The following is a 21,062-nucleotide window of genomic DNA, read 5'->3' on the forward strand; positions in this document are numbered from 1 at the left end:
CCAGCTCGGTAAGTATGAGAAGAGATCTCCACGGGGCCTCAGCGTCGCCGCTGCCCACCATCCGTGAAGTGCTGTGTCAGCCTATCAAACAACCGGGCACTGCCCGTCATCCGAATGCCTGGACGTCAGACTTCGGGGTTCGTCTCCGGCAGCGTCGTGTCCGACACGTGCGGCAGTCGCATCCGCGCCATCACGACGAGATCGACGGTGATCGCGCCGATCGCCGCAGCCACCAGGGCGAAGAAGAACATCGGCGACACGATCCACTCGATGCGGCTGATGACCAGGAGCGCCACGAGCACGAGGGCGAACTTGACCACCCAGCCGCCCATCACGATGCCGAAGTAGATCGGCAGGAACGTGTCCTGCCCGTACCACCGGTTGGCGATCAGGATGCTGAGCGCGGTGAGTGCGGGGAAGATGACTCCCACCGCCGCACCGATCACTCCGCTCCACGCACCCTCGGGTCCGGCGACGACCGCGCCCGCGACGGCGGCGACGACAGCGACGACGGCACCGACGATGAGGCCCCAGGTGAGCGCGGCACGCAGGATCGGCGTGCTCGAGAGGGTCTTCTGATTCATGAGTTCTCCACGGGTGAGGCATCCCGCGCGGACCGGGCGGGGATCAGGGTGACGACGAGGCACGCGGCGACGCCGAGGATGAGGAAGCCGAGGCCGAAGAGGTAGTCCCCCGGCCAGGCGGCTGTCGTGCCGATGTACATCAGCAGCACCGAGAGGCTGACGACCGTGGTCCAGGCGTAGAAGATCAGGACGGCGTCGCGGTCGCTGTGACCCATGTCGAGCATGCGGTGATGGAGATGCTTGCGGTCGGGCGAGAACGGCGACTTGCCCCGGGACATGCGGCGGATGACCGCCATCCCGAAGTCGAGCAGCGGCAGGAGGACCACGACGACCGGCAGCAGGATGGGGATGAACGCACCCAGCAGCTGCGAGCGGCCGAACACGTCGTTGTCACCCGTGGCCGGGACGAGGGTGCCCGTGACGAGGATGGCCGAGCAGCTCATGAGCAACCCGATCATGAGCGCTCCGGAGTCGCCCATGAACAGCTTCGCAGGGTTCCAGTTCAGCGGCAGGAAGCCCGCGCAGACCCCGAGCAGCACCACGGCGAGGAAGGAGGCGAGGTTCGCGTAGCTGCTCGCACCGAAGTCGCGACCGAGCAGGTAGGTGTAAGTGAAGAACACCCCGTTCGCGATCAGTGCCACGCCCGCCACGAGGCCGTCGAGACCGTCGATGAAGTTGACGGCGTTCATCACGACGACGATCGAGAAGACCGTGATCGTGAAGCTCGCGGCGCTCGAGACGACAGTCTGCCCGCCGAGCGGGATCGTGTACATCTGCACGCCCCCGAACCCGACCACGATCGCTGCGGCGCCGAACTGCGCGCCGAGCTTGATGAGCCAGTCGAGGTCCCACAGGTCGTCGGCGACGCCGACGACGACGATGAGGGCGGTCGCCGCCAGGATGGCCCAGATGGGCTCGGGTCTGGCCCAGAAGATCGAGAAGAAGGGAATCTGCGACGAAGTCAGGATGACGGCGGTGGCGCCGAGGAACATCCCGACGCCGCCGAGCCTCGGTGTCGGTGTCTTGTGGACGTCGCGCTCGCGGATCTCCGGATAGAGCTTGTAGCGCAGACTCACCCTCAGCACGAGCCAGGTCAGCCCGAAGGTGACGAGGGCCGTGACCACGAAGGTGGCCAGGTAGAGCCTCACGCGACGCTGCCGCCGGCGGTCTCTCCGCCGGTGACACCGGCCGAGCCCGACTCCATGGGCGTGCGATTCGCCGCCTCGGCATGCTCCGGCTCGACGTCGGGCTCGAGCAGGTCGCCGAGGACGTCGCGCAGAGCCTCACGTGTGACCGCCCCGTCACGCAGCACCCGCACCGGGGCGGGGTCGGGGCCGACGAGGGGCGTCGCGTCGATGATCGTCGATGCGACGCCGGTCGCCGCGGGGCCGCCGTCGAGATAGACCGACACGCTGTCGCCCAGCATCCGCACCGCGTCGTCGATCGTGACGGCGGCGTTCATCTTGGTGAGGTTCGCACTCGAGACCGCCAAGGGGCCGCACTCCTCCAGGAGCTCCAGGGCGAACCTGTCGGCGGGCATGCGCACGGCGACGGTCCCTCGGGTCTCCCCCAGATCCCACGACAGCGACGGCTGTGCCGGGAGGACGATCGTCAGGCCGCCGGGCCAGAAGGCCTCGACGAGCCGTTCGACGGGCTCGGGGACCTCGGCCACGAGCGCGCGCATCGTCGCGATGCCGGCGACGAGCACCGGGGGCGGCGACTGACGACCCCGTCCCTTCGCGGCGAGCAGCTTGGCGACGGCCGAGGCACTGAAGGCGTCGGCGGCGACACCGTAGACGGTGTCGGTGGGCAGGACGATGAGATCGCCGCGACCGATGGCCTGGCGCGCCTGGCGCATGCCGGGGAGGACCTGGGTCTCGTCGCGGCAGTCGAAAACGGGAGACATGACCGCTCCAGTGTACGGCGGACCCCGGCCGCACTCAGGAGCGGACGGCCGTCGTGGTGCGGTCGCGCATCGTGAGGTCGGGATGCGTCGCGGTCGCCGACCACCCGTCGGAGGCCAGGATGCCGCGGATCGCGGCCCCCTGCAGCTCGCCATGCTCGATGACGATGCTGCCCCCGGGGTGCACCAGGCGGAGCCCGACGCGCGACAGGGTCCGCACGACGTCCAGGCCGTCCGCGCCGCCGTAGAGCGCCGCCGGCGGGTCCCACAGCCGCACTTCGGGATCGCGCGGGATCGCGTCGTCGGGCACGTACGGCGGGTTCGACACGAGCACCGAGACGGTGCCGTCGAGCTCCGGGAACGCGCGCTCGAGGTCGATGAAGGCGAGGCGGGCGTTCGGAGCCCCGACGAGGGCGAAGTTCTCCTTCGTCCAGATGAACGCGTCGACGGAGTTCTCGGCGGCGTAGACGCGTGCGTGCGGCACCTCTGTCGCCAGTGCCAGGGCGATCGCTCCCGAACCGGTGCCCAGGTCGACCGCGACAGGCTCGGGGCCGGCCGCCGCGCGCAGCAGGTCGATCGCGATCTGAGCGACCGACTCCGTCTCGGGGCGCGGCACGAACACACCGGGGCCGACGCGAAGCTCGAGGTGGCGGAACGGCGCGATGCCGGTCAGATGCTGCAGGGGCTCGCGCGACGCGCGACGCGCGACCAGTTCGGCCAGTCGCGCGGCATCCTCGGCGCCGATCGCATCGCCGCGGAAGACGGCGGCCGACAGCTCGCCGCGGCCGACTCCCAGGACGTGTGCGGCGAGGAGCTCGGCGTCGACCTGCGGGGTCGGGACGAAGGCGGCCTCGAGCTCGGCGGTCGCGGCACGCAGGACCTCGGTCAGGGTCGGTGCGGGAAGGGGCGCGGTGCTCATGGCGCCGACAAGCCTAATCACGAGTGCGGATTCGTCACATTCGGCTCCCGTGGCGAAGGGCGACAATAGGCTGGGGCGACGATCCCGCCGCGACGCGGCATCCGCTCGAAAACCCGAAAGGCAGACATGTCCGACCCGGTCACTCACGGCATCCACCCCGACATCACCACCGCGTACGGCAACACGCCTCTCGTGCGGTTGAACCGCGTCAGCGAGGGCCTGCCGGGCACGGTTCTCGCGAAGCTCGAGTTCTACAACCCCGCGTCATCCGTCAAGGACCGTCTCGGCATCGCCATCGTCGATGCGGCCGAGAAGGCCGGTGCCCTGCAGCCCGGCGGCACGATCGTCGAGGGCACGAGCGGCAACACCGGCATCGCCCTGGCGATGGTCGGCGCGGCGCGGGGCTACCGCGTCATCCTCACGATGCCTTCCTCCATGTCGATCGAGCGTCGCCTCCTGCTCAAGGCCTACGGCGCCGAGCTCGTGCTCACCGACCCGTCGCTGGGCATGAAGGGCGCCGTGTCGGAGGCGGAGAAGATCGCCGCCGAGACGCCGGGCGCCGTCCTCGCGAAGCAGTTCGCCAACGAGGCCAACCCCGACATCCACCGCCGCACGACCGCGGAGGAGATCCTTCGCGACACCGATGGCCAGGTGGGCTACTTCGTCGCCGGCATCGGCACGGGCGGCACCATCACCGGCGTCGGCCAGGTGCTCAAGGAGCGCGTCGCCGATGTGAAGGTCGTCGCGGTCGAGCCGAAGGACTCGCCCCTCCTGACGGAGGGAAAGCCCGGCCCCCACAAGATCCAGGGCATCGGGCCCAACTTCATCCCGCCGATCCTCGACCAGGGCGTCATCGACGAGGTGCAGGACGTCACCTTCGACGACGCTGTCCGCGTCGCGCGCGAGGTGGCGCGGAAGGAGGGCATCCTCGTCGGCATCTCGTCGGGAGCCGCCGTCTGGGCCGCGCTCCAGGTCGCGGCACGTCCCGAGTCCGAGGGCAAGAACATCGTCGTGATCATCCCCTCGTTCGGTGAGCGCTACCTCTCGACCCCGCTGTTCGAGGACCTGCGCGAAGACTGATGGGAACGCTCCGAGCACGCATCCGCGAAGACCTGGCCGCCGCGAAGCTCCGCGATCCCGCGGCTCGCAGCGGCATCGAGATCGCGCTGCTGTACCCGGGGCTGCACGCGGTCTGGTCGTACCGCATCACGCATCGGCTGTGGCTCCGGCGCGCGCGATTCCTCGCGCGCGCCGGGTCGCAGCTGACCCGCTGGCTCACGGGGATCGAGATCCACCCGGGGGCGCGCATCGGCCGCCGGTTCTTCATCGACCACGGCATGGGCGTCGTGATCGGCGAGACCGCCGTCATCGGTGACGACGTCATGCTCTACCACGGGGTCACCCTCGGCGGCCGCACCCGTCATGCCGGCAAGCGGCATCCCACCCTCCAGGACGGCGTCGCCGTCGGCGCCGGCGCGAAGATCCTCGGTCCGATCACGATCGGCGCGCGAAGCGTCGTCGGCGCCAATGCGGTCGTCACGAAGGATGCCCCGGCCGACTCGGTGCTCGTCGGCGTCCCCGCCCGGCCGCGTGCCCGCCGCGAGGGCGAGGACACCCGCGCCGTCCTGACCGCCCCCGAGTACCACATCTGACTCCCCTCCCCTGTCCGCCCTGTCGACGGGAGGAGGAACGGGGCTCAGTCGTCGGCAAGAGCCGCGAGGCGGGCCTCTTCGTCGGCGGCGATGCAGCTGTCGATGACCGGCGCGAGGGCGCCGTCCATCACCTGATCGAGGTTGTACGCCTTGTACCCGGTCCGATGATCGGCGATCCGGTTCTCGGGGAAGTTGTACGTGCGGATGCGCTCGGACCGGTCCATCCCGCGGATCTGCGAGCGTCGGGCGTCGGATGCCGCGGCATCCCGCTCCTCCTGCTGCTTCGCGAGCAGCCGGGCGCGCAGTACGCGCATGCCGGCCTCGCGGTTCTGCAGCTGGCTCTTCTCGTTCTGCATCGAGACGACGATGCCCGTCGGCACGTGGGTGATGCGGACGGCCGAGTCGGTCGTGTTGACCGACTGCCCGCCCGGGCCGGACGAACGGAAGACGTCGATCTTCAGGTCGTTCGGGTCGATGGTGATCTCTTCGGGCTCATCGACCTCGGGGAACACGAGCACGCCGGTCGTCGAGGTGTGGATGCGCCCCTGCGACTCGGTGGCCGGCACACGCTGCACGCGGTGCACCCCGCCCTCGTACTTCAGGTGGGCCCACACCCCCTGCGACGGGTCGGACGACGAGCCCTTGATGGCGACCTGGACGTCCTTATACCCGCCGAGGTCGGACTCGTTGCGCTCGAGCAGCTCGGTCTTCCATCCGCGCGAGGCGGCGTACTGCATGTACATCCGCAGCAGGTCGGCGGCGAAGAGAGCGGACTCCGCTCCCCCTTCGCCCTGCTTGATCTCCATGATGACGTCGCGGGCGTCGTCGGGATCGCGCGGGATGAGCAGACGGCGAAGCCGCTCCTGCGCCTCGCGCAGCCCCTCCTCGAGCGCGGGCACCTCCGCGGCGAAGGCCTCGTCCTCGCGGGCGAGCTCGCGAGCCGCCGCGAGATCGTCGGATGCCGCGACCCACGCGTCGTGAGCCGCGACGATCCGCGACAGCTCGGCGTACCGCCGGTTCACGCGCTTCGCGCGCGCAGCGTCGGCGTGCACCGCGGGGTCGGAGAGCTCCTCCTGAACCGCGCGGTGCTCGTCGAGCAGCCCCCGGACCGACTCGAACACGATCAGCGGATGCTGTTGTCGTGCCCGCCGGAGTGCGTGGTCGGCGCCGGGATCGACTTCTGCATCTGCACGAGGAACTCGACGTTGGACTGCGTCTCCTTGAGCTTGTCGAGGATGACGCCCAGCGCGTGCTGCTGGTCGAGACCCGCGAGCGCACGTCGCAGCTTCCACGTGATCTTGACCTCGTCGGCGGAGAGGAGCATCTCTTCACGTCGCGTCGAGGAGGCGTTGACGTCGACGGCGGGGAAGATGCGCTTGTCGGCCAGCTGACGCGACAGGCGCAGCTCGCTGTTGCCCGTGCCCTTGAACTCTTCGAAGATGACCTCGTCCATCTTGGAGCCGGTCTCCACCAGCGCCGTCGCGAGAATCGTGAGCGAGCCGCCGTTCTCGATGTTGCGCGCTGCACCGAAGAAGCGCTTCGGCGGGTACAGCGCCGAAGCGTCGACACCACCGGTCAGGACGCGGCCCGACGTCGGGGCCGACAGGTTGTAGGCGCGACCGAGGCGCGTGATCGAGTCGAGCAGCACGACCACGTCGCGGCCGAGCTCGACGAGACGCTTGGCGCGCTCGATCGCGAGCTCGGCGACGGTCGTGTGGTCCTCGGCGGGACGGTCGAAGGTCGAGGCGATGACCTCGCCCTTCACCGTGCGCTGCATGTCGGTGACCTCTTCGGGCCGCTCGTCGACCAGCACGACCATGAGGTGGACCTCGGGGTTGTTCTGCGCGATCGCGCCGGCGATCTGCTGCAGCACGATCGTCTTGCCGGCCTTGGGCGGTGCGACGATGAGACCGCGCTGGCCCTTGCCGATGGGAGCGACGAGGTCGATGATGCGCTGGGTCAGCTTCTCGGGGCCGGTCTCGAGGCGCAGACGCTCCTGCGGGTACAGCGGCGTCAGCTTGCCGAACTCGACCCGGTCGGCGGCGTCCTCGACGGACAGGCCGTTGATCGAGTCGACCTTGACCAGCGCGTTGTACTTCTGACGGCTCGACTGCTCGCCCTCGCGCGGCTGCTTGATCGCGCCGACGACCGCGTCACCCTTGCGCAGGTTGTACTTCTTCACCTGTCCGAGCGAGACGTAGACATCCTGCGTACCGGGGAGGTAGCCGGTCGTGCGCACGAAGGCGTAGTTGTCGAGCACGTCGAGCACGCCGGCGATCGGGATGAGGACGTCGTCCTCGTTGATCTCGGTCTCGAACTCGTCGCCGCTGCCCTGGCCGCGGCGCTTGTTGCGCTGACGGCCCCGACCGTTCTGTCCCGAGGCGTCGTCATCATCGGCGGCGTTGTTGTTGCCGCCCTGGCCGTTGCCACCCTGGTTCTGGTTGCCGCCCTGGTTCTGGCCGGCCTGGCCCTGGCTGCCCTGCGCGTTGTCCTTGTTGCGGTTGCGGTTGCGGCTGCGCGAACGGCTGCGCGAACGGCCGGTCGACTCGCCTTCGCCCTCGCCGGAGTCGGACTTCGACGAGTCGTCGGAGGAGGCGTCGGCGTCCGGCGCCTGCTCGGCGGGAGCGTCGACGGCACCCTCCGCAGACGGAGCGTCAGCGGATTCGGTGGCCGCATCGCCCGCGGGGGCTGCTTCAGCCTCGGCCTCGGCCTCCTTCTTGGCATTGCGTCCGCGGCCACGGCCTCGCGCCGGCTTCTTCGGCGCCTCCGCGGGCTCCGCCTCGACGGCCTCCGCCGTGGCGTCAGACGCGCTCTCATCCGCGGCCGGCTGCGCGTCGGCGGCGACGGCGTCGGCTGCGGGAGCATCGGCGGTGGCCGGCGCATCGGTGGCGGCGGAGAGCTCCGCTGCTGCCTCGGAGGCGGCGGCCGGGGTCTCGTCAGCGGCCGCCGCAGGCGCGGCATCCGTGCTCTTCGCGCGACGGGGTGCTCGCTTGCGCGGCGCCTTCGCCGGCTTCTCGGCGGGCTCAGCCGCCTCAGCGGGCTCGGCCACCTCGGCGGGGGCGGCCACCTCGGCGGGCGCCTGCTCGACGGGCGCCTCTTCGACGGGGGCGGCCTCCTCAGCGGGGGCAGCGTCCTCGACGGGGGCGGCCTCCTCAGCGGGCGTCTCGACGACGGCATCCTGCTGCTCGGTCGCCTCTTCGGCTGGGGCGTCGACGGTCTCGTCGATCGTCGGGTTCTCGGAGTTGGACTCCACGAGTGCTCCTCTTAAACGGTGGATATGACAGAACCGCGTCCAGCGCCGTCCACGGCGGGCGCCATCCACCTGCCACACGCGTCCGGCCGACGGCACGGGGTATGGATCAGGGGTGTTCGCGGTGATTCGCAGAATTGCGACGGAGGCTCAGATCACAAAGGTGTGGAACCCTCCGTATGGTCCCTCACCATACCACCGCGCACATCGACCGCCAGCATCCGCGCGTCCCACGGGGTGTCTGTGGTATGCGCGGCCACCTCGGCGGCCGCAAGACGCTGCCCCGGCCCGTCGGCGAGGACCAGGACGCTGGGGCCGGCACCCGACACGACCGCCGCGAACCCCTCGGCACGCAGAGCCCGGACGAGCTTGTCGGTCTCGACCATCGCCTGGGCGCGATACGACTGATGGAGCTTGTCCTCGGTGGCCGCGAACAGCAGGTCAGGGCTCTGCGTGAGAGCCGCGACGAGCAGCGCCGAACGCGAGAGATTGAAGATCGCGTCTTCGCGCGTGACCTGCAGAGGGTCGAACCCCCGCGCCACCGAGGTCGACATCGTGAAGTCGGGCACGAACACCAGCGGCGCGACGCCGCGGTGCACGAGCAGCTTCTTGTGCTGCGGGCCGTGCTCGTCGACCCAGGCGATCGTGAGGCCGCCGAACAGGGCCGGCGCGACGTTGTCCGGGTGGCCCTCGAGCTCTGTCGCGAGGCGCAGCAGCGCGTCGGCACCGATCTCCACGTCGCCCGCGAGGAGGCCCTTCGCCGCGAGGAGTCCCGATACGACTGCGGCGCCCGACGAGCCCATCCCCCGCCCGTGCGGGATCGCGTTGACCGCTTCGAGGCGCACGCCGGGCATCGTCCGCCCGAACGCCTCGTACGCGTAGGCCATCGCCCGCACGACGAGGTGCGAGGCGTCCGTCGGGACGTCGGCGGCTCCCTCGCCGGAGACGGTGATCTCGAGGCCGGGTGCCGGCAGCTCCGTGACGATCAGTTCGTCGTAGACGCTGAGCGCGAGACCCAGGGTGTCGAAGCCGGGACCGAGGTTGGCGCTGGTCGCGGGAACACGCACCTGAACCGAGCGGGTCATGCCGTCGCCTCCGGCGCGAGATCGAGCACGGATGCCACTTCCGACGTCGCCGCGTCGACGACGATCGGCTCGGCCTGAGTGCCGTCCGCGTTGCGGAGGGCCCATTGCGGGTCCTTCAGGCCGTGACCGGTGACGGTCAGCACGACGGTCGAGCCCGCGGGGATGACGCCCGCCTCGGCCCGGTCGAGCAGGCCGGCGACGGTGATCGCGGACGCGGGTTCGACGAACACGCCGGCCGTGCTCGCGAGGAGCTTCTGCGCCGCGAGGATGCGGTCGTCGTCGATGGCGCCGAACCAGCCCTGCGTCGCGTCACGGGCCTCGAGGGCGAGGTGCCACGAGGCCGGGTTGCCGATGCGGATCGCGGTCGCGATGGTGTCGGGGTCTCTCACGACCTCGCCGCGGACGAGCGGCGCCGATCCGGCGGCCTGGAAGCCGAACATTCGCGGAACGCGCGTCGCCGCCCCGCGGGCCGCCTCCTCGCGGTAGCCGCGAGCATGGGCCGTGTAGTTGCCGGCGTTGCCGACGGGCACGAAGTGGAAGTCCGGCGCGTCGCCCAGCTGCGACACGATCTCGTACGCCGCGGTCTTCTGCCCGTCGATGCGATCGGGATTGACGGAGTTGACCAGGTGCACCGGATAGTGATCGGCCAGTTCGCGCGCGATCTCGAGGCAATCGTCGAAGTTGCCGCGGATCTGGATGAGACGGCCGCCGTGCGCGACCGCCTGACTCAGCTTGCCCATCGCGATTTTGCCCTCGGGGACGAGGACGGCAGCTGTGATGCCGGCGTGGGCGGCGTAGGCCGCAGCGGAGGCCGACGTGTTGCCCGTCGAGGCGCAGATGACGGCCTTCGCCCCGTGCTCGACGGCGCGCGAGAGCGCGACCGTCATCCCGCGGTCCTTGAACGACCCCGTCGGGTTCATGCCCTCGAACTTCACCCAGACGTCGGCGCTGGTGCGCCGCGAGAGCTCGCGAGCGGGCACGAGCGGCGTACCGCCCTCGCCGAGCGTCACGATCGTCGACGATTCGGTGACGTCGAGACGGTCGGCGAACTCGCGCAGGACCCCCTGCCACACGTGTGCCATGTCAGTCTCCCTCGACCCGGAGCACCGAGACGACGCGCTTGACGACGCCGCTCTCGCCGAGCGAGGCGACAGCGTCGCTGAGGTCCTGCTCGCGGGCGGTGTGCGTGCCGATGACCAGGCGGGCCGTCTGCACGTCGCCGTCGGCGACGATCGTCTGCTCGAGCGTCGCCACCGAGACGTTGCCGTCGCTGAGCAGCCCCGCCACCGCGGCGAGGACGCCCGAGCGGTCGTCGACCTCGAGGGTGATCTGGTAGCGCGTGGTGACGTGACCGATCGGGACGACCGGCAGGTTCGCCCGCGTCGACTCCCCCACGCCCACACCGCCCGCGATGTGGCGGCGGGCCGCCGATACAACGTCGCCCAGCACAGCCGACGCGGTCTGCACCCCGCCCGCGCCCGCGCCGTAGAACATGAGGTCGCCGGCGGCCTCCGCCTGGACGAACACGGCGTTGTTGGCTCCGTGCACGCTCGCGAGCGGGTGCTCGCGCGGCACGAGCGCGGGGTAGACGCGCACCGAGATCGTCTCGCCCGACGGCGACACCTCGGCATCGGCGAGGCGCTCGCACACGGCGAGGAGCTTGATGACGTAGCCGGCCTTGCGCGCGGCGTCCATCATGTCGGCGTCGATCTGGGTGATGCCCTCGCGGTGGACCGCATTCAGCGGCACGGCGGTGTGGAAGGCGAGCGACGCGAGGATCGCGGCCTTCTGGGCAGCGTCGTACCCCTCGACATCGGCGGTCGGGTCGGCCTCGGCGTACCCGAGCGCCTGCGCGTCGGCCAAGACGTCGGCGAAGTCCGATCCCTCGCGGTCCATGCGATCGAGGATGTAGTTCGTCGTTCCGTTGACGATGCCCATGATGCGCTGCACCCGGTCGCCGGCGAGCGAGTCGCGCAGCGGGCGGATGATCGGGATGGCGCCGGCGGCCGCGGCCTCGTAGTAGATCGACGCGCCCACCTGGTCGGCCGCTTCGAACAGCTCGGGTCCGTGCGTGGCGAGCAGCGCCTTGTTCGCCGTGACGATGTCGGCTCCGGCGCCGATGGCCTTCAGGATGCTCGTGCGCGCGGGCTCGATCCCGCCCATCAGCTCGATGACGATGTCGGAGCCGACGAGGAGCGGCTCAGGATCGGTGGTCAGCAGCTCGCGCGGCAGCTCGACGTCTCGCGGCGCGTCGATGTCGCGCACCGAGATGCCGACGAGGTCGAGGGCGGCTCCGGCGCGATCGGCCAGTTCGTCTCCGTGCTTGAGCAACAGCGCGGCGACCTGCGAGCCGACGGCGCCGGCTCCGAGCAGGGCCACGCGCAGGCGGCGGTAGTCCGTCATTCGGCTCCTTCTGTGGGGATGCCCGCGTCGCGGGCGAGCAGGTCGTCGATCGTCTCGCCGCGGACGATCACCCGGGCTACGCCGTTCGAGACGGCGACGACGGGCGGGCGCGGGACGTAGTTGTAGTTGCTGGCGAGCGAGTAGCAGTAGGCACCCGTCGCCGGGACAGCCAGCAGATCGCCCGGAGTGACGTCGGCGGGCAGGTATTCGGCGTCGACGACGATGTCGCCCGATTCGCAGTGCCGACCCACGACACGCGAGAGCGCGGCGGGCGCGTCGCTGCGACGGTTCGCGACTCGTGCCGAATAGGCCGCGCCGTACAGGGCGGGCCGTGCGTTGTCGCTCATGCCGCCGTCGACGCTGACGTACAGGCGCTCGAGCTCGTCGCTGACGCGGACCGGCTTGGTGGTGCCGACCTCGTACAGGGTCACCCCGGCGCGGCCGACGATGGCCCGACCGGGCTCGAAGGCGAGCATCGGCAGCGGGATGCCGTGGGCCTCGCACTCGCGAGCGACGGCCGCGACGATGCCGTCGGCCAGCTCTTCGATCGGGGTCGGGTCGTCGACGCTCGTATAGGCGATGCCGAAGCCGCCGCCGAGATTGAGCACCGGAACCTCGCCGCCGCCGAGAAGGCGGGCGTGGACGGCCACGAGCCGTGACGCCGACTCGGCGAAGCCCGCCGTACCGAAGATCTGCGATCCGATGTGGCAGTGGAGCCCCACGAAACGCAGCGAGGGCAGCTCGCGGATGCGAGCGACCACGGCCTCGGCATCCGTGAGCGCGAAGCCGAACTTCTGGTCCTCGTGGGCCGTCGCGAGGAAGTCGTGGGTCTCGGCGTGCACGCCGCTGTTGACCCGGACCAGCACGGGCTGGACCGCCCCGCGTGCGGCGGCGATCTCGGCGAGCCGGTCGATCTCGACGAGGCTGTCGACGATGATGGACCCGACTCCGAGTTCGACGGCGCGCGCGAGCTCGAGGCGCGACTTGTTGTTGCCGTGCAGTCCGATGCGCGCCGGATCCGCTCCCGCAGCCAGGGCGACGGCGAGCTCACCGCCGGTCGCGACGTCGACCGCGAGCCCTTCCGCCGTCACCCAGCGCACGATCTCGGTGCTCAAGAACGCCTTGCCTGCGTAGTACACCCGAGCGCTCGTGCCGTGGCGTGCGGCGGCGTCGTCGAATGCCTGACGGACGCGACGCGCCTGCGCCACGACGGCATCCTGGTCGAGCACGTAGAGCGGCGTGCCGAACTGCGCGGCGAGGTCGGTGGTCGCGATGCCGCCGATGGCCAGCGCACCGAGGTCGTCGCGCTCGGCGCGGGGCGGCCAGACGGCTTCGACCAGCTCGTTGACGTCAGCGGGAGGGAGCAGCCATTCCGGTACGGCAGGGCGGACGTCGGACGCGGACACGGGAACACCAATCGGGAGAGACGCTGACCGTCCGGCAGACGGGGCCGCGACGGTGCCGCCAGTCTAGGACACCCGCCGCGCGGGCTCCGCCGGTGTGACCGCCCGCGACAGACGCGGCCGTGAGCCCGCTCACGAGAGCGACGAGGGCGCGTCCTCCTCCGCGAGCCGGGCGACGGCCCGGCGGATCCGCGCGGCCCGCGCAGCATCCGACGGCGCGCTCAGGACGGGGTGCAGGACGGAGTACCGCTCGGCGGCGCGAAGCGCGGCGAACCGGCGGGATGCCGCGGGCGAGGCCGCGAGCGCAGCCTCGAGGTCGGCCGGCACCGCGGCCCCGGCCTGGCCTGCGTAAGCGCGTTCCCAGCGCCCGTCGGCCTGCGCACGCTCGACCTCCATCCGGCCGCGGGGACGCATGCGCCCCTCCGCGACCAGCCGCTCGATGATCCCCACATTGCGGAGCGACCAGATCGAACGGGCGCGGCGCGGTGTGAAGAGCTGCAGGAAGGTGGAGTCGTCTCGGGAGTTGCGCCGCCCGTCGATCCAGCCGCTGCAGAGCGCCTCGTCGAGCGCCTCGGCGTACGTCAGCGACGTCGGGTCCGTCACGTTCTTCTTCGCAAGCACCAGCCGCACACCGTCGGAGTCGGACTCGTGCGCGTCGAGCCAGGCTCGCCACGCGGCCGCGTCCGCGACGACGAGAAGAGGCGGGCCGCCGGCATCCGCTGTCATGAGCACCCCACGCTTGTAGCCTGGCGCAGGAGGCGATGATGGGCAATGACACGCACGAACCGGCCGGACTCGATGAGCGCATCGGGGCGCTGAAGGAACGCATCTACGCCACCGTCACCGGTCTGGCGATCCTGGCGGGACTCTTGACCGCCGAGCACGTCACGGTCACCGAGTCGATCTTCGCCCTCGCGGTCGGCATCTTCGCGATCGCGGCCGCCGGCTTCGTCGCCGAAGTCATCGCCCATCAGATCGGGCATCGCCAGTTCCCGAGCGCACGAGAGCTGGCGGTCATGGCGCGCACGGCCGTGGTCGCCCTCGGAACCGCGTCGCTCCCGCTGCTCGCGCTGCTGCTCGCCCTGCTCGACCTCATCGACCTCGACACGGCGCTGATGATCGGGATCATCGCCGACGCGGCGGTGCTGGTCGGCGTCGTGCTGCTCGCCAGTGCACGCACGGGCCTGACCGCGCTGCAGCGCCTGGTCGCATCCGCGCTGCTGCTCGGGCTGGTCGCGGCGGTCGCCGTCGCGCTTCTCCTCGCTCACGGCCACTGAGCCGGGGCAGGCGTCCGGGTGGGGCGGCCGGCTCAGGCGCAGGTGCCGTCGGCCTGAAGCGCCGGATCGCGGATGATCGCTCCGTCGACATCGACCTCGGCCACCAGCGCGCCGGGTTCCACGCGCACCTCGCGCAGCGTCAGCCCGGCGGGAAGGCGATCGCGGATGCAGATCGGGTAGTCGCGCAGCACGCCGTCGGCGACTGAGCCGAATCGCTGGCGAAGATCGTCGCCGGTCAGCGCCGCGCCACCGAGCCGGACAGCAGTGGGCGTCAGGACGATGTCGCCGTCTGCAGCGCTCGGCGTCAGGTCGAGCCCGAGCGGAACCGAGAGGGCGAACAGCGGCATCTCGACGTCGACCGTCACGTTCGGCGGATCCAGCGTGACCCCCGCGCCTGAGACGCCGGAGACCTGCGATAGCAGGGTCTCGAGCTGGTCCTCCGCGAAGACCACCGTCGCCTCCGCCGATCCGATGTCGCCTCCGTCGGCTCGAATGGGAACATCGGTCGCGCGCACCGACACGTCGGCCACGACGTCGCCGAGCGGGATCCCGTCGCTCGCCACATCGAGACGGTCGAGCCGGCCCCCGATGACCTGGGGCAGCACCGGCTCGTCGAAACCGACGTCGATCTGCTGGTCCTCGGGCAGTGCGAGCCGGGTGATCACCTGCTCGCGCACGGTGTTCGTGAGGATGCTGCGCGTGATGCTCTCAGCGACGAACCACGCGGCGATCGCAAGGCCGACGACCACGACGAGAGCGATGATCCACGGCAGCGCCCGGCGCCGTCGCTTCGGCGGCACCGGGGCCGCCTCGGGCAGCGGGAGGGTGGGCTGCGTGGCACCGCTCACGTCGGTCACATCCGTTCGGGGGCGCTGACGCCCAGGAGGTCGAGCCCGTTGCGCAGCACCTGGCCGGTGGCGTCGTTGAGCCAGAGGCGAGTGCGGTGGAGGTCGGTGACCTCTTCGTCTCCGAGCGGCGTGACACGGCAGGTGTCGTACCAGCGGTGGTAGAGGCTCGCGAGCTCCTCGAGGTAGCGGGCGACCCGGTGCGGCTCGCGCAGTTCGGCGGCGAATGCCACGATGCGCGGGAACTCCTGGAGCGCGCCGAGCAGAGCCGACTCGGTCTCGTGGTCGAGCAGTTCCGGGGCGAAGGCGTCGCGGGTGACGCCGGAGTCCGCGGCGTTGCGCGCGACGTTGTGCGTGCGGGCGTGCGCGTACTGCACGTAGAACACGGGGTTGTCGTTCGTGCGCTTCTGCAGGATCTCGGGATCGAGGGTCAGCGGCGAGTCGGCGGGGTAACGCGCGAGCGAGTAGCGCAGCGCGTCGGTCCCGAGCCAGTCGCGCAGGTCGTCGAGCTCGATGATGTTGCCCGCACGCTTGGACAGACGCGCACCGTTGACCGAGACGAGCTGGCCGATCAGCACCTCGATGTCCTTCTCGGGGTCGTCACCGGCCGCGCCTGCGAGGGCCTTCAGACGGTGGACGTAGCCGTGGTGATCAGCGCCCAGCAGGTAGATCTTGTGCGCGAAACCGCGGTCGCCCTTGTTCAGGTAGTAGGCGGCATCGGCGGCGAAGTAGGTGTACTCGCCGTTGGAACGACGGATGACGCGGTCCTTGTCGTCACCGAAGTCGGTCGTCCGCACCCAGACGGCGTCGTCCTGATCGAAGACGTGTCCCTGCGCACGCAGCCGGTCCACGGCCTGGTCGACGAGACTCGGTCCGCCGTCGGCGGGGGTCGCGTGCAGCAGCCGCTCGCTGAAGAAGACGTCGAAGTGCACGTTGAACTTCTCGAGCGAGTCCTTGAGGTCGGCCATCTGGAGCTCGTAGCCGAGGTCGAGAGCGACCTGCTCCTGCTCCTCGGGGGCGAGGGTCAGCAGATCCGGGCGCGCCGACAGCACCCGCTGGGCGAGGTCGTCGATGTACGCGCCGGGGTAGCCGTCCTCGGGCGTGGGCTCTCCCTTGGCGCTCGCGAGCACGGAGCGGCCGAACCGCTGCATCTGCGCTCCCGCGTCGTTGATGTAGAACTCGCGGACGAGCTCGGCCCCACTGGCGAGCAGGAGACGGGCGATCGCGTCGCCGAGCGCCGCCCAGCGCGTGTGCCCGATGTGCATCGGACCGGTGGGGTTCGCGCTCACGAACTCGAGATTGATCGAGTTTCCGGCCTGGCTGTCGTTGCGGCCGAACGCGGCCCCCGCCTCGACGATCTCGCGGGCGAGCGCGCCGGCGGCGGCGGCATCCAGGCGGATGTTGATGAACCCGGGGCCGGCGACCTCGACGGATGCCACACCCGGCGTCTCGGCGAGCGCCGCGGCGATCTCGGCGGCGAACTCACGCGGGTTCGCACCGACACGCTTGGCCAGCTTCATCGCCGCGTTGGACGCCCAGTCGCCGTGGTCCCGGTTCTTGGGGCGCTCGAACACGAAGTCGGCGGCGGTGAGACCATCGCTCGAGCCGGGGCGTCGCGCCTCGGCGAGCGGGGCGACGACGGACAGGAGGGCTTCGGCAAGAGCATCGGGATTCATAGCCCTCCGATTCTAGGCGGGCGGCCACGGGCCCGATGCTGAACGTCTCGCGGACGGCATCACGCGAGGGTGATGAAAGCCTCGTGATCGTCTCGGGCGGGATCGTCGACGGCGGCGTCTCCCCCGGCGACCTCGGCATCGACGCGCAGATGCGTGAGCGCGACGTTGCCGCCGTAGTAGCTGAGGAACGCGCAGTCGGCGGCGTCCCGGCCGGTCGCAATCCGGACGAGACCGCGGCGGTTCGACAGCCGGGTCGCGTCGATGACGTGCCAGGCCCCGTCGACGTACGCCTCGGCGACCGCGTGGAAATCCATCGGGCGCAGCCCCGGTGCGTAGCAGGCCGCATAGCGCGCGGGAACGTCCATCGCGCGCAGCAGCGCGATGACGAGGTGGGCGTAGTCGCGGCACACCCCCTGTCCGGTCGCGAGGGTCGTGACCGCGGAGTCGGTGCCGAGGCTGAGACCCGGCGCGTAGGTCGTGTTCGTGGCCACGAAGTCGCTGATGGCCGAGACCAGTTCGCGCCCCTGCAGGCCGCGGAACTGCCGACGCGCGTGCGCGAACACCTCGTCGGACTGCGCATAGCGACTCGGCCGCAGGTACGCGATGGTCTCGAGCTCGCTGGTCGGCGCCGGGGCGGCGGAGCCGTCGACGACCGCCCGGTAGCGGACCGCGATCGTCCCTGCCTCGCCCGAGACGCGGTGGATACGCGTGCCCGCGGGAGACGCGGGCGGGTCGACGATCTCGGAGACGGACAGCGAGCGGCCGGCGAGCGTGACGCTCAGCTCTTCGTTGCGGAAAGACGCCGCGCGCGACGCGGCGATCTGCAGGATGACGTCGACGGGACCGGTCAGCTGGAGGTCGAGTTCGGCCGTCAGGATGCGCTGCACCGGGTAATCCTCGCACGCAGCGAAGCGCCGTCGGGCCGCTCCCGGCGGTGATCGGATCGGCCGCGATGAGAGGCTGGTGGTCGGCCATGATACGAGGAGCCCTCATGTCGCAGACCGTCACCCTCATCCGCGCGTCATCCCTCTCGGATGCCGCTGAGTACGCGTACGCCGCCACCGCGCCCGCCGACGCGCGCCTCATCTTCCTGGCCGGTTCGTGCCCGCTCGCCGCCGACGGGTCGACGGTCGGCGTCGGCGACTACGCCGCCCAGGCGGCATCCTGCATCGAGAATATGAAGGTCGCCCTGGCGGCCGCCGGCGCGGGGATCGAGAACGTCATCAGCACGCGTGTGCTCGTCGCGTCGAGCTCGCAGGCCGACCTCGTCACCGCCTGGGAGGTGGTGCGCGACGCCTTCGGAGACCACGACGTGCCCAGCACGCTGATGGGCGTGACGGTGCTCGGCTACGACGATCAGCTCGTCGAGATCGAAGCCGTCGCCGCCGTCCGCGACTGAGGGGTCAGGCCTCGGGCCGCGCGGTCTTGCCACGCAGGCGTCCCGGCACCCCATCCGATGACGTACCCTCAGCGTGTGCAGACCCGAATCGCCCGACCCCGCCGCAGAACCGTGTGGGCTGTCTCGGCGATCTCGGCCGCCGTCGTCGCGCTGGCGCTGACGGCGTTACTGCGCCCCTGGGCGGCGCCGACGGCGGCGCCGGTGGCGGCCGGACCCGGCGCGGTCGCGAGGATCGAGGCGCCGCCGCTCGCGCTTCCCACGGGGGCTCGCGTTCTGATCTTCGGCGACTCGTGGACCTACGGCTCCGCGGCATCCGATCCGACCCTCGGATACGCCTATGTCGTCGCCCAGCGAACCGGGTGGACGACGATCGTGGACGGCGTCCGCGGCAGCGGCTACCTCAAGCCGGGCATCGACGGTCCCTCGTTCGGCGAGCGAATCGCCGCGCTCGACCCCGCACTCGATCCCGACCTCGTGATCATCCAGGGGTCGATCAACGACCGCAAGCAAGGTGCCGCCGGGTACCGCGACGCCGTGAACGCGGCGTGGGACGATCTCGCGGCGACCTACCCCGAAGCGCGCATCGTCGTGCTGGGCCCCGCACCGCAGGTGCTCCCGGTCGAGAGTGAGACGGCCCGCATCGACCGGGATCTCGCCGAGCTCGCCGGCGCCCGCGGCTGGTGGTACCTCTCCCCCATCGCCGAGGGTTGGATCACCGACGCCAACTACAGCGACGTCATCGACACCAGTGCCACGGGGCGCGACCACCCATCGACAGCGGGGCACGCGTATCTCGCCGATCGCCTCGCAGCCGACGTCGCGGCGATCACGGATGCACCGGCCGTCGCCGCCGAGCCCGTTCCCGAGCCGCTCGTCCCCTGACCCGCTGGTCTCGCCGCCTAAGCGCCGCTGTGGGGCGAAGGCCCCGCGCTGAGGTGCTCGTGCACGAGGCGCCAGCCCGAGCCGGTGCGGTGGAAGACGTTGGTCGCCCGACCGCGACCGCTTCGCGCCTGTCCGTCGATGTGTCCGCTCCACCGATACGTGTAGACGGCCACCGCCGCGTCGGCGGCATCGACGACCCACTCGACGTCCTCCGCCCCGTAGACCTCATCGGGAATGAGCGCCCACGTCCGCTCGAAGTAAGCACGGACCGCCGCGAGGCCGACGCAGGTGGCATCGCCGAAGTAGTACACGGCGCTCGGATCGAGCACCTGTTCGACCTCGTGGAAGTCGTGCGTGTTGGTCGCGGCGATGTAGCGCGCGAACGTCTCGAAAGCGGTCATGCCCTGGTCCTTTCGTTCATCGCAGCGGCGTGGTCGACGACGAGGCTCATGCTCCATACCGGTGGCGCGTCCGGCGGTTCGACTCGCGAGACGACCGAGAAGCCGTGTCGTTCGTAGAGCCGCACATTGCGCTCGTCCGACGTGTCGAGCGCGAAGCGGTCGGCGCCCCGCCGCGCGCCCTCGGCCAACGCGAACCGAATGAGGTCGGATGCGAGACCTTGCCCCTGACGGGCGGGCACGACGCCGACCGTCTCGATCCGCCACGAGTCCGGCTCGGACGGCGTGTCAGCGGTGTCGCCGAGCCGTCCGAGCCGGTCGCCGTGCAGCTGGAAGATGCGATCGACGACGACCGGTGCCAGGTCCGGCACATCCGGCGGGAGCACGGCGATCACTCCGTCAGCGGGCCCCGTGACCCCGACCAAGCCGTGGGCGTGCGCGTGCCGCAGGTAGACGAGCTGCAGCTCACGGAGCCGCCACGCGTAGTCATCGTCGGGGATGACATGGCGTGTCCACGCGTAATGCTCGAACGCCTCCGCGAGAGCGTCGGCGGCGGCATCCAGTTCGTTCTCGGCGGCGAGACGAGTGCGAGGTGTCATGCGGGTGCGTCCTTGGGTTGCTTGCGGTCGGATGCCGGTGCTGTCGGCGTCGCCGACCCGGATTCGACGATCGCCTGCAGCGTCGCCAGGTGACGGGCGAACGCCTCGCGACCCGCATCGGTGATGCCGACCCACGTCCGCGTCCGCCGGCCGACGGCCTCTTTCCGCACCTCGACGAGCCCCGCGTCGGCCAGCACGGTGAGCGTCTGCGACAGGGTCGAGTCGCTCACCTCGAGCAGGTCGGCGAGGAAGCGGAAGTCGACGTCCTCGAGATTGCAGAGGGCAGCCAGCAGCGAGAACCGCACGGGCGAGTGGATGAGGGCGTCGATGTCCTTGCGCGGGTGACTCATCGGCGTGAGCTCGGGAAGAGGCAGGCGAGGATCGGAGAGATCGACACGACTCCCGCGAGAACCCACCACCACGGCGACGAGAGCTGGAGCAGTTGGAGCGCCGGGTCGAGCATCAGCGTGTAGAGCGCGAACCAGGTCGCGACCGCGATCCCCATGTTCCGCAGTCCGTTGCGGGGCACCGACCGCTGGTAGCGGAACGCGATGGTCCAGATACAGAGCGTGGCGAGGAGGAAGGGTGCGAAGGCCTTCCAGTAGCCGACGCCGGCGACGTCGATCGACAGGGTGAACGCGAGCGCGTACGCGGCCTGCGCCACGACGAAGATCCGGAACCAGCGCGTCGCGCGACGCGCATCCCTCTCGGCCTTCGCCCCGACGGCGACCATGCGGGCTGCGTCATCGTATGCGAAGCTGTTTTGCGCCATGCAATGACTTTAACA

23 protein-coding genes are annotated in these 21,062 nt (G+C 70.6%); 5 read left to right on the forward strand and 18 right to left on the reverse strand.

Going from position 1 to position 21,062, the window contains the following annotated elements:
• Nucleotides 1-125: 125 nt before the first annotated feature.
• The 4 genes from DO944_RS11370 to prmC are packed head-to-tail and all read right to left on the reverse strand — an operon-like array spanning nucleotide 126 to nucleotide 3,406.
• Nucleotides 126-584 carry a hypothetical protein gene (locus DO944_RS11370; protein WP_112617265.1) on the reverse strand — a complete coding sequence of 153 codons (459 nt, stop codon included), beginning with the start codon at nucleotides 582-584 and terminating at the stop codon, nucleotides 126-128.
• On the reverse strand, nucleotides 581-1,732 hold the full coding sequence (locus DO944_RS11375; RefSeq protein WP_112617266.1) for an MraY family glycosyltransferase: 1,152 nt from the start codon (nucleotides 1,730-1,732) through the stop codon (nucleotides 581-583). Before DO944_RS11375 ends, DO944_RS11370 begins: the two co-directional genes overlap by 4 nt.
• On the reverse strand, nucleotides 1,729-2,490 hold the full coding sequence (locus tag DO944_RS11380) for an L-threonylcarbamoyladenylate synthase (RefSeq protein ID WP_112617267.1): 762 nt from the start codon (nucleotides 2,488-2,490) through the stop codon (nucleotides 1,729-1,731). Before DO944_RS11380 ends, DO944_RS11375 begins: the two co-directional genes overlap by 4 nt.
• 34 nt (nucleotides 2,491-2,524) lie before the next feature.
• Complete coding sequence (prmC, locus tag DO944_RS11385; protein ID WP_112617268.1) at nucleotides 2,525-3,406, reverse strand: peptide chain release factor N(5)-glutamine methyltransferase; 882 nt, start codon at nucleotides 3,404-3,406, stop codon at nucleotides 2,525-2,527.
• Between the two features lie 126 nt (nucleotides 3,407-3,532).
• Between prmC and cysK the strand changes: the two genes are divergently transcribed.
• Nucleotides 3,533-4,486: a cysteine synthase A gene (gene cysK, locus DO944_RS11390; protein WP_112617269.1), complete on the forward strand. Its 954-nt coding sequence runs from the start codon at nucleotides 3,533-3,535 to the stop codon at nucleotides 4,484-4,486.
• Nucleotides 4,486-5,058 carry a serine O-acetyltransferase EpsC gene (gene epsC, locus DO944_RS11395; protein WP_112617270.1) on the forward strand — a complete coding sequence of 191 codons (573 nt, stop codon included), beginning with the start codon at nucleotides 4,486-4,488 and terminating at the stop codon, nucleotides 5,056-5,058. Before cysK ends, epsC begins: the two co-directional genes overlap by 1 nt.
• Before the next feature lie 44 nt (nucleotides 5,059-5,102).
• Here the strand turns inward: epsC and prfA are convergent, their stop codons facing one another.
• The 7 genes from prfA to DO944_RS11430 all read right to left on the reverse strand — a co-directional run bounded on the left by prfA (nucleotide 5,103) and on the right by DO944_RS11430 (nucleotide 13,925).
• A complete protein-coding gene (prfA, locus tag DO944_RS11400; protein WP_112617271.1) occupies nucleotides 5,103-6,179 on the reverse strand; it encodes a peptide chain release factor 1 in 1,077 nt (358 codons plus the stop codon).
• Between the two features lie 2 nt (nucleotides 6,180-6,181).
• Nucleotides 6,182-8,311 carry a transcription termination factor Rho gene (gene rho / locus DO944_RS11405; RefSeq protein ID WP_112617272.1) on the reverse strand — a complete coding sequence of 710 codons (2,130 nt, stop codon included), beginning with the start codon at nucleotides 8,309-8,311 and terminating at the stop codon, nucleotides 6,182-6,184.
• A 152-nt stretch (nucleotides 8,312-8,463) separates the two neighbouring features.
• Nucleotides 8,464-9,393, reverse strand: a complete 930-nt coding sequence (thrB, locus tag DO944_RS11410; protein ID WP_112617273.1) for a homoserine kinase — start codon at nucleotides 9,391-9,393, stop codon at nucleotides 8,464-8,466.
• A complete protein-coding gene (gene thrC / locus DO944_RS11415) occupies nucleotides 9,390-10,475 on the reverse strand; it encodes a threonine synthase (protein WP_112617274.1) in 1,086 nt (361 codons plus the stop codon). The genes thrB and thrC overlap by 4 nt, the downstream gene beginning before the upstream one ends.
• Nucleotide 10,476: 1 nt before the next feature.
• Nucleotides 10,477-11,796 carry a homoserine dehydrogenase gene (locus DO944_RS11420; RefSeq protein WP_112617275.1) on the reverse strand — a complete coding sequence of 440 codons (1,320 nt, stop codon included), beginning with the start codon at nucleotides 11,794-11,796 and terminating at the stop codon, nucleotides 10,477-10,479.
• Nucleotides 11,793-13,202, reverse strand: a complete 1,410-nt coding sequence (gene lysA, locus DO944_RS11425; RefSeq protein ID WP_112617276.1) for a diaminopimelate decarboxylase — start codon at nucleotides 13,200-13,202, stop codon at nucleotides 11,793-11,795. Before lysA ends, DO944_RS11420 begins: the two co-directional genes overlap by 4 nt.
• 129 nt (nucleotides 13,203-13,331) lie before the next feature.
• Nucleotides 13,332-13,925: a YdeI family protein gene (locus DO944_RS11430; RefSeq protein ID WP_112617573.1), complete on the reverse strand. Its 594-nt coding sequence runs from the start codon at nucleotides 13,923-13,925 to the stop codon at nucleotides 13,332-13,334.
• A 35-nt stretch (nucleotides 13,926-13,960) separates the two neighbouring features.
• On the opposite strand from DO944_RS11430, the gene DO944_RS11435 reads away from it, so the two are divergent.
• Complete coding sequence (locus DO944_RS11435) at nucleotides 13,961-14,476, forward strand: hypothetical protein (RefSeq protein WP_112617277.1); 516 nt, start codon at nucleotides 13,961-13,963, stop codon at nucleotides 14,474-14,476.
• A gap of 32 nt (nucleotides 14,477-14,508) precedes the next feature.
• On the opposite strand, the gene DO944_RS11440 is transcribed toward DO944_RS11435, so the two are convergent.
• From DO944_RS11440 to DO944_RS11450, 3 genes are read right to left on the reverse strand one after another with little or no spacing between them, the layout of a single operon-like run.
• Complete coding sequence (locus DO944_RS11440) at nucleotides 14,509-15,324, reverse strand: DUF2993 domain-containing protein (RefSeq protein ID WP_112617574.1); 816 nt, start codon at nucleotides 15,322-15,324, stop codon at nucleotides 14,509-14,511.
• A gap of 5 nt (nucleotides 15,325-15,329) precedes the next feature.
• Nucleotides 15,330-16,997, reverse strand: a complete 1,668-nt coding sequence (locus tag DO944_RS11445) for an arginine--tRNA ligase (protein WP_112617278.1) — start codon at nucleotides 16,995-16,997, stop codon at nucleotides 15,330-15,332.
• A gap of 59 nt (nucleotides 16,998-17,056) precedes the next feature.
• On the reverse strand, nucleotides 17,057-17,884 hold the full coding sequence (locus DO944_RS11450) for a transglutaminase family protein (RefSeq protein ID WP_112617279.1): 828 nt from the start codon (nucleotides 17,882-17,884) through the stop codon (nucleotides 17,057-17,059).
• Nucleotides 17,885-17,988: 104 nt separating this feature from the next.
• On the opposite strand from DO944_RS11450, the gene DO944_RS11455 reads away from it, so the two are divergent.
• Both DO944_RS11455 and DO944_RS11460 read left to right on the forward strand, forming a co-directional pair.
• Nucleotides 17,989-18,396 carry a RidA family protein gene (locus tag DO944_RS11455; protein ID WP_112617280.1) on the forward strand — a complete coding sequence of 136 codons (408 nt, stop codon included), beginning with the start codon at nucleotides 17,989-17,991 and terminating at the stop codon, nucleotides 18,394-18,396.
• A gap of 75 nt (nucleotides 18,397-18,471) precedes the next feature.
• Nucleotides 18,472-19,278 (forward strand): SGNH/GDSL hydrolase family protein, encoded by an 807-nt coding sequence (locus tag DO944_RS11460; protein WP_258524692.1) that lies wholly within the window; start codon nucleotides 18,472-18,474, stop codon nucleotides 19,276-19,278.
• A 17-nt stretch (nucleotides 19,279-19,295) separates the two neighbouring features.
• Here DO944_RS11460 and DO944_RS11465 read toward each other — a convergent pair whose 3' ends face one another.
• The 4 genes from DO944_RS11465 to DO944_RS11480 are packed head-to-tail and all read right to left on the reverse strand — an operon-like array spanning nucleotide 19,296 to nucleotide 21,047.
• Nucleotides 19,296-19,679: a nuclear transport factor 2 family protein gene (locus DO944_RS11465; RefSeq protein ID WP_112617282.1), complete on the reverse strand. Its 384-nt coding sequence runs from the start codon at nucleotides 19,677-19,679 to the stop codon at nucleotides 19,296-19,298.
• Nucleotides 19,676-20,275 carry an N-acetyltransferase gene (locus DO944_RS11470; protein ID WP_112617283.1) on the reverse strand — a complete coding sequence of 200 codons (600 nt, stop codon included), beginning with the start codon at nucleotides 20,273-20,275 and terminating at the stop codon, nucleotides 19,676-19,678. Before DO944_RS11470 ends, DO944_RS11465 begins: the two co-directional genes overlap by 4 nt.
• Nucleotides 20,272-20,625, reverse strand: coding sequence for a transcriptional regulator (locus DO944_RS11475; RefSeq protein ID WP_112617284.1), 354 nt, complete (start codon nucleotides 20,623-20,625; stop codon nucleotides 20,272-20,274). The genes DO944_RS11470 and DO944_RS11475 overlap by 4 nt, the downstream gene beginning before the upstream one ends.
• The gene (locus DO944_RS11480) at nucleotides 20,622-21,047 is read right to left on the reverse strand and encodes a hypothetical protein (protein ID WP_181574223.1); all 426 of its coding nucleotides are present in this window, start codon (nucleotides 21,045-21,047) and stop codon (nucleotides 20,622-20,624) included. The genes DO944_RS11475 and DO944_RS11480 overlap by 4 nt, the downstream gene beginning before the upstream one ends.
• Between the last annotated feature and the right edge of the window lie 15 nt (nucleotides 21,048-21,062).

This window comes from Microbacterium sp. SMR1 (genome assembly GCF_003289625.1).
Lineage (GTDB): Bacteria > Actinomycetota > Actinomycetes > Actinomycetales > Microbacteriaceae > Microbacterium > Microbacterium plantarum.

Coding starts and splice junctions, on each gene's coding strand:
- DO944_RS11465 (WP_112617282.1), bottom strand. CDS start 19,679: ATGACCGCTTTCGAGACGTTCGCGCGCTACATCGCCGCGACCAACACG.
- DO944_RS11475 (WP_112617284.1), bottom strand. CDS start 20,625: ATGAGTCACCCGCGCAAGGACATCGACGCCCTCATCCACTCGCCCGTG.
- DO944_RS11420 (WP_112617275.1), bottom strand. CDS start 11,796: ATGACGGACTACCGCCGCCTGCGCGTGGCCCTGCTCGGAGCCGGCGCC.
- DO944_RS11435 (WP_112617277.1), top strand. CDS start 13,961: ATGATGGGCAATGACACGCACGAACCGGCCGGACTCGATGAGCGCATC.
- thrC (WP_112617274.1), bottom strand. CDS start 10,475: ATGGCACACGTGTGGCAGGGGGTCCTGCGCGAGTTCGCCGACCGTCTC.
- epsC (WP_112617270.1), top strand. CDS start 4,486: ATGGGAACGCTCCGAGCACGCATCCGCGAAGACCTGGCCGCCGCGAAG.
- DO944_RS11480 (WP_181574223.1), bottom strand. CDS start 21,047: ATGGCGCAAAACAGCTTCGCATACGATGACGCAGCCCGCATGGTCGCC.
- DO944_RS11380 (WP_112617267.1), bottom strand. CDS start 2,490: ATGTCTCCCGTTTTCGACTGCCGCGACGAGACCCAGGTCCTCCCCGGC.
- cysK (WP_112617269.1), top strand. CDS start 3,533: ATGTCCGACCCGGTCACTCACGGCATCCACCCCGACATCACCACCGCG.
- thrB (WP_112617273.1), bottom strand. CDS start 9,393: ATGACCCGCTCGGTTCAGGTGCGTGTTCCCGCGACCAGCGCCAACCTC.
- DO944_RS11445 (WP_112617278.1), bottom strand. CDS start 16,997: ATGAATCCCGATGCTCTTGCCGAAGCCCTCCTGTCCGTCGTCGCCCCG.
- DO944_RS11470 (WP_112617283.1), bottom strand. CDS start 20,275: ATGACACCTCGCACTCGTCTCGCCGCCGAGAACGAACTGGATGCCGCC.
- prmC (WP_112617268.1), bottom strand. CDS start 3,406: ATGAGCACCGCGCCCCTTCCCGCACCGACCCTGACCGAGGTCCTGCGT.
- DO944_RS11430 (WP_112617573.1), bottom strand. CDS start 13,925: ATGACAGCGGATGCCGGCGGCCCGCCTCTTCTCGTCGTCGCGGACGCG.
- DO944_RS11455 (WP_112617280.1), top strand. CDS start 17,989: ATGTCGCAGACCGTCACCCTCATCCGCGCGTCATCCCTCTCGGATGCC.
- DO944_RS11370 (WP_112617265.1), bottom strand. CDS start 584: ATGAATCAGAAGACCCTCTCGAGCACGCCGATCCTGCGTGCCGCGCTC.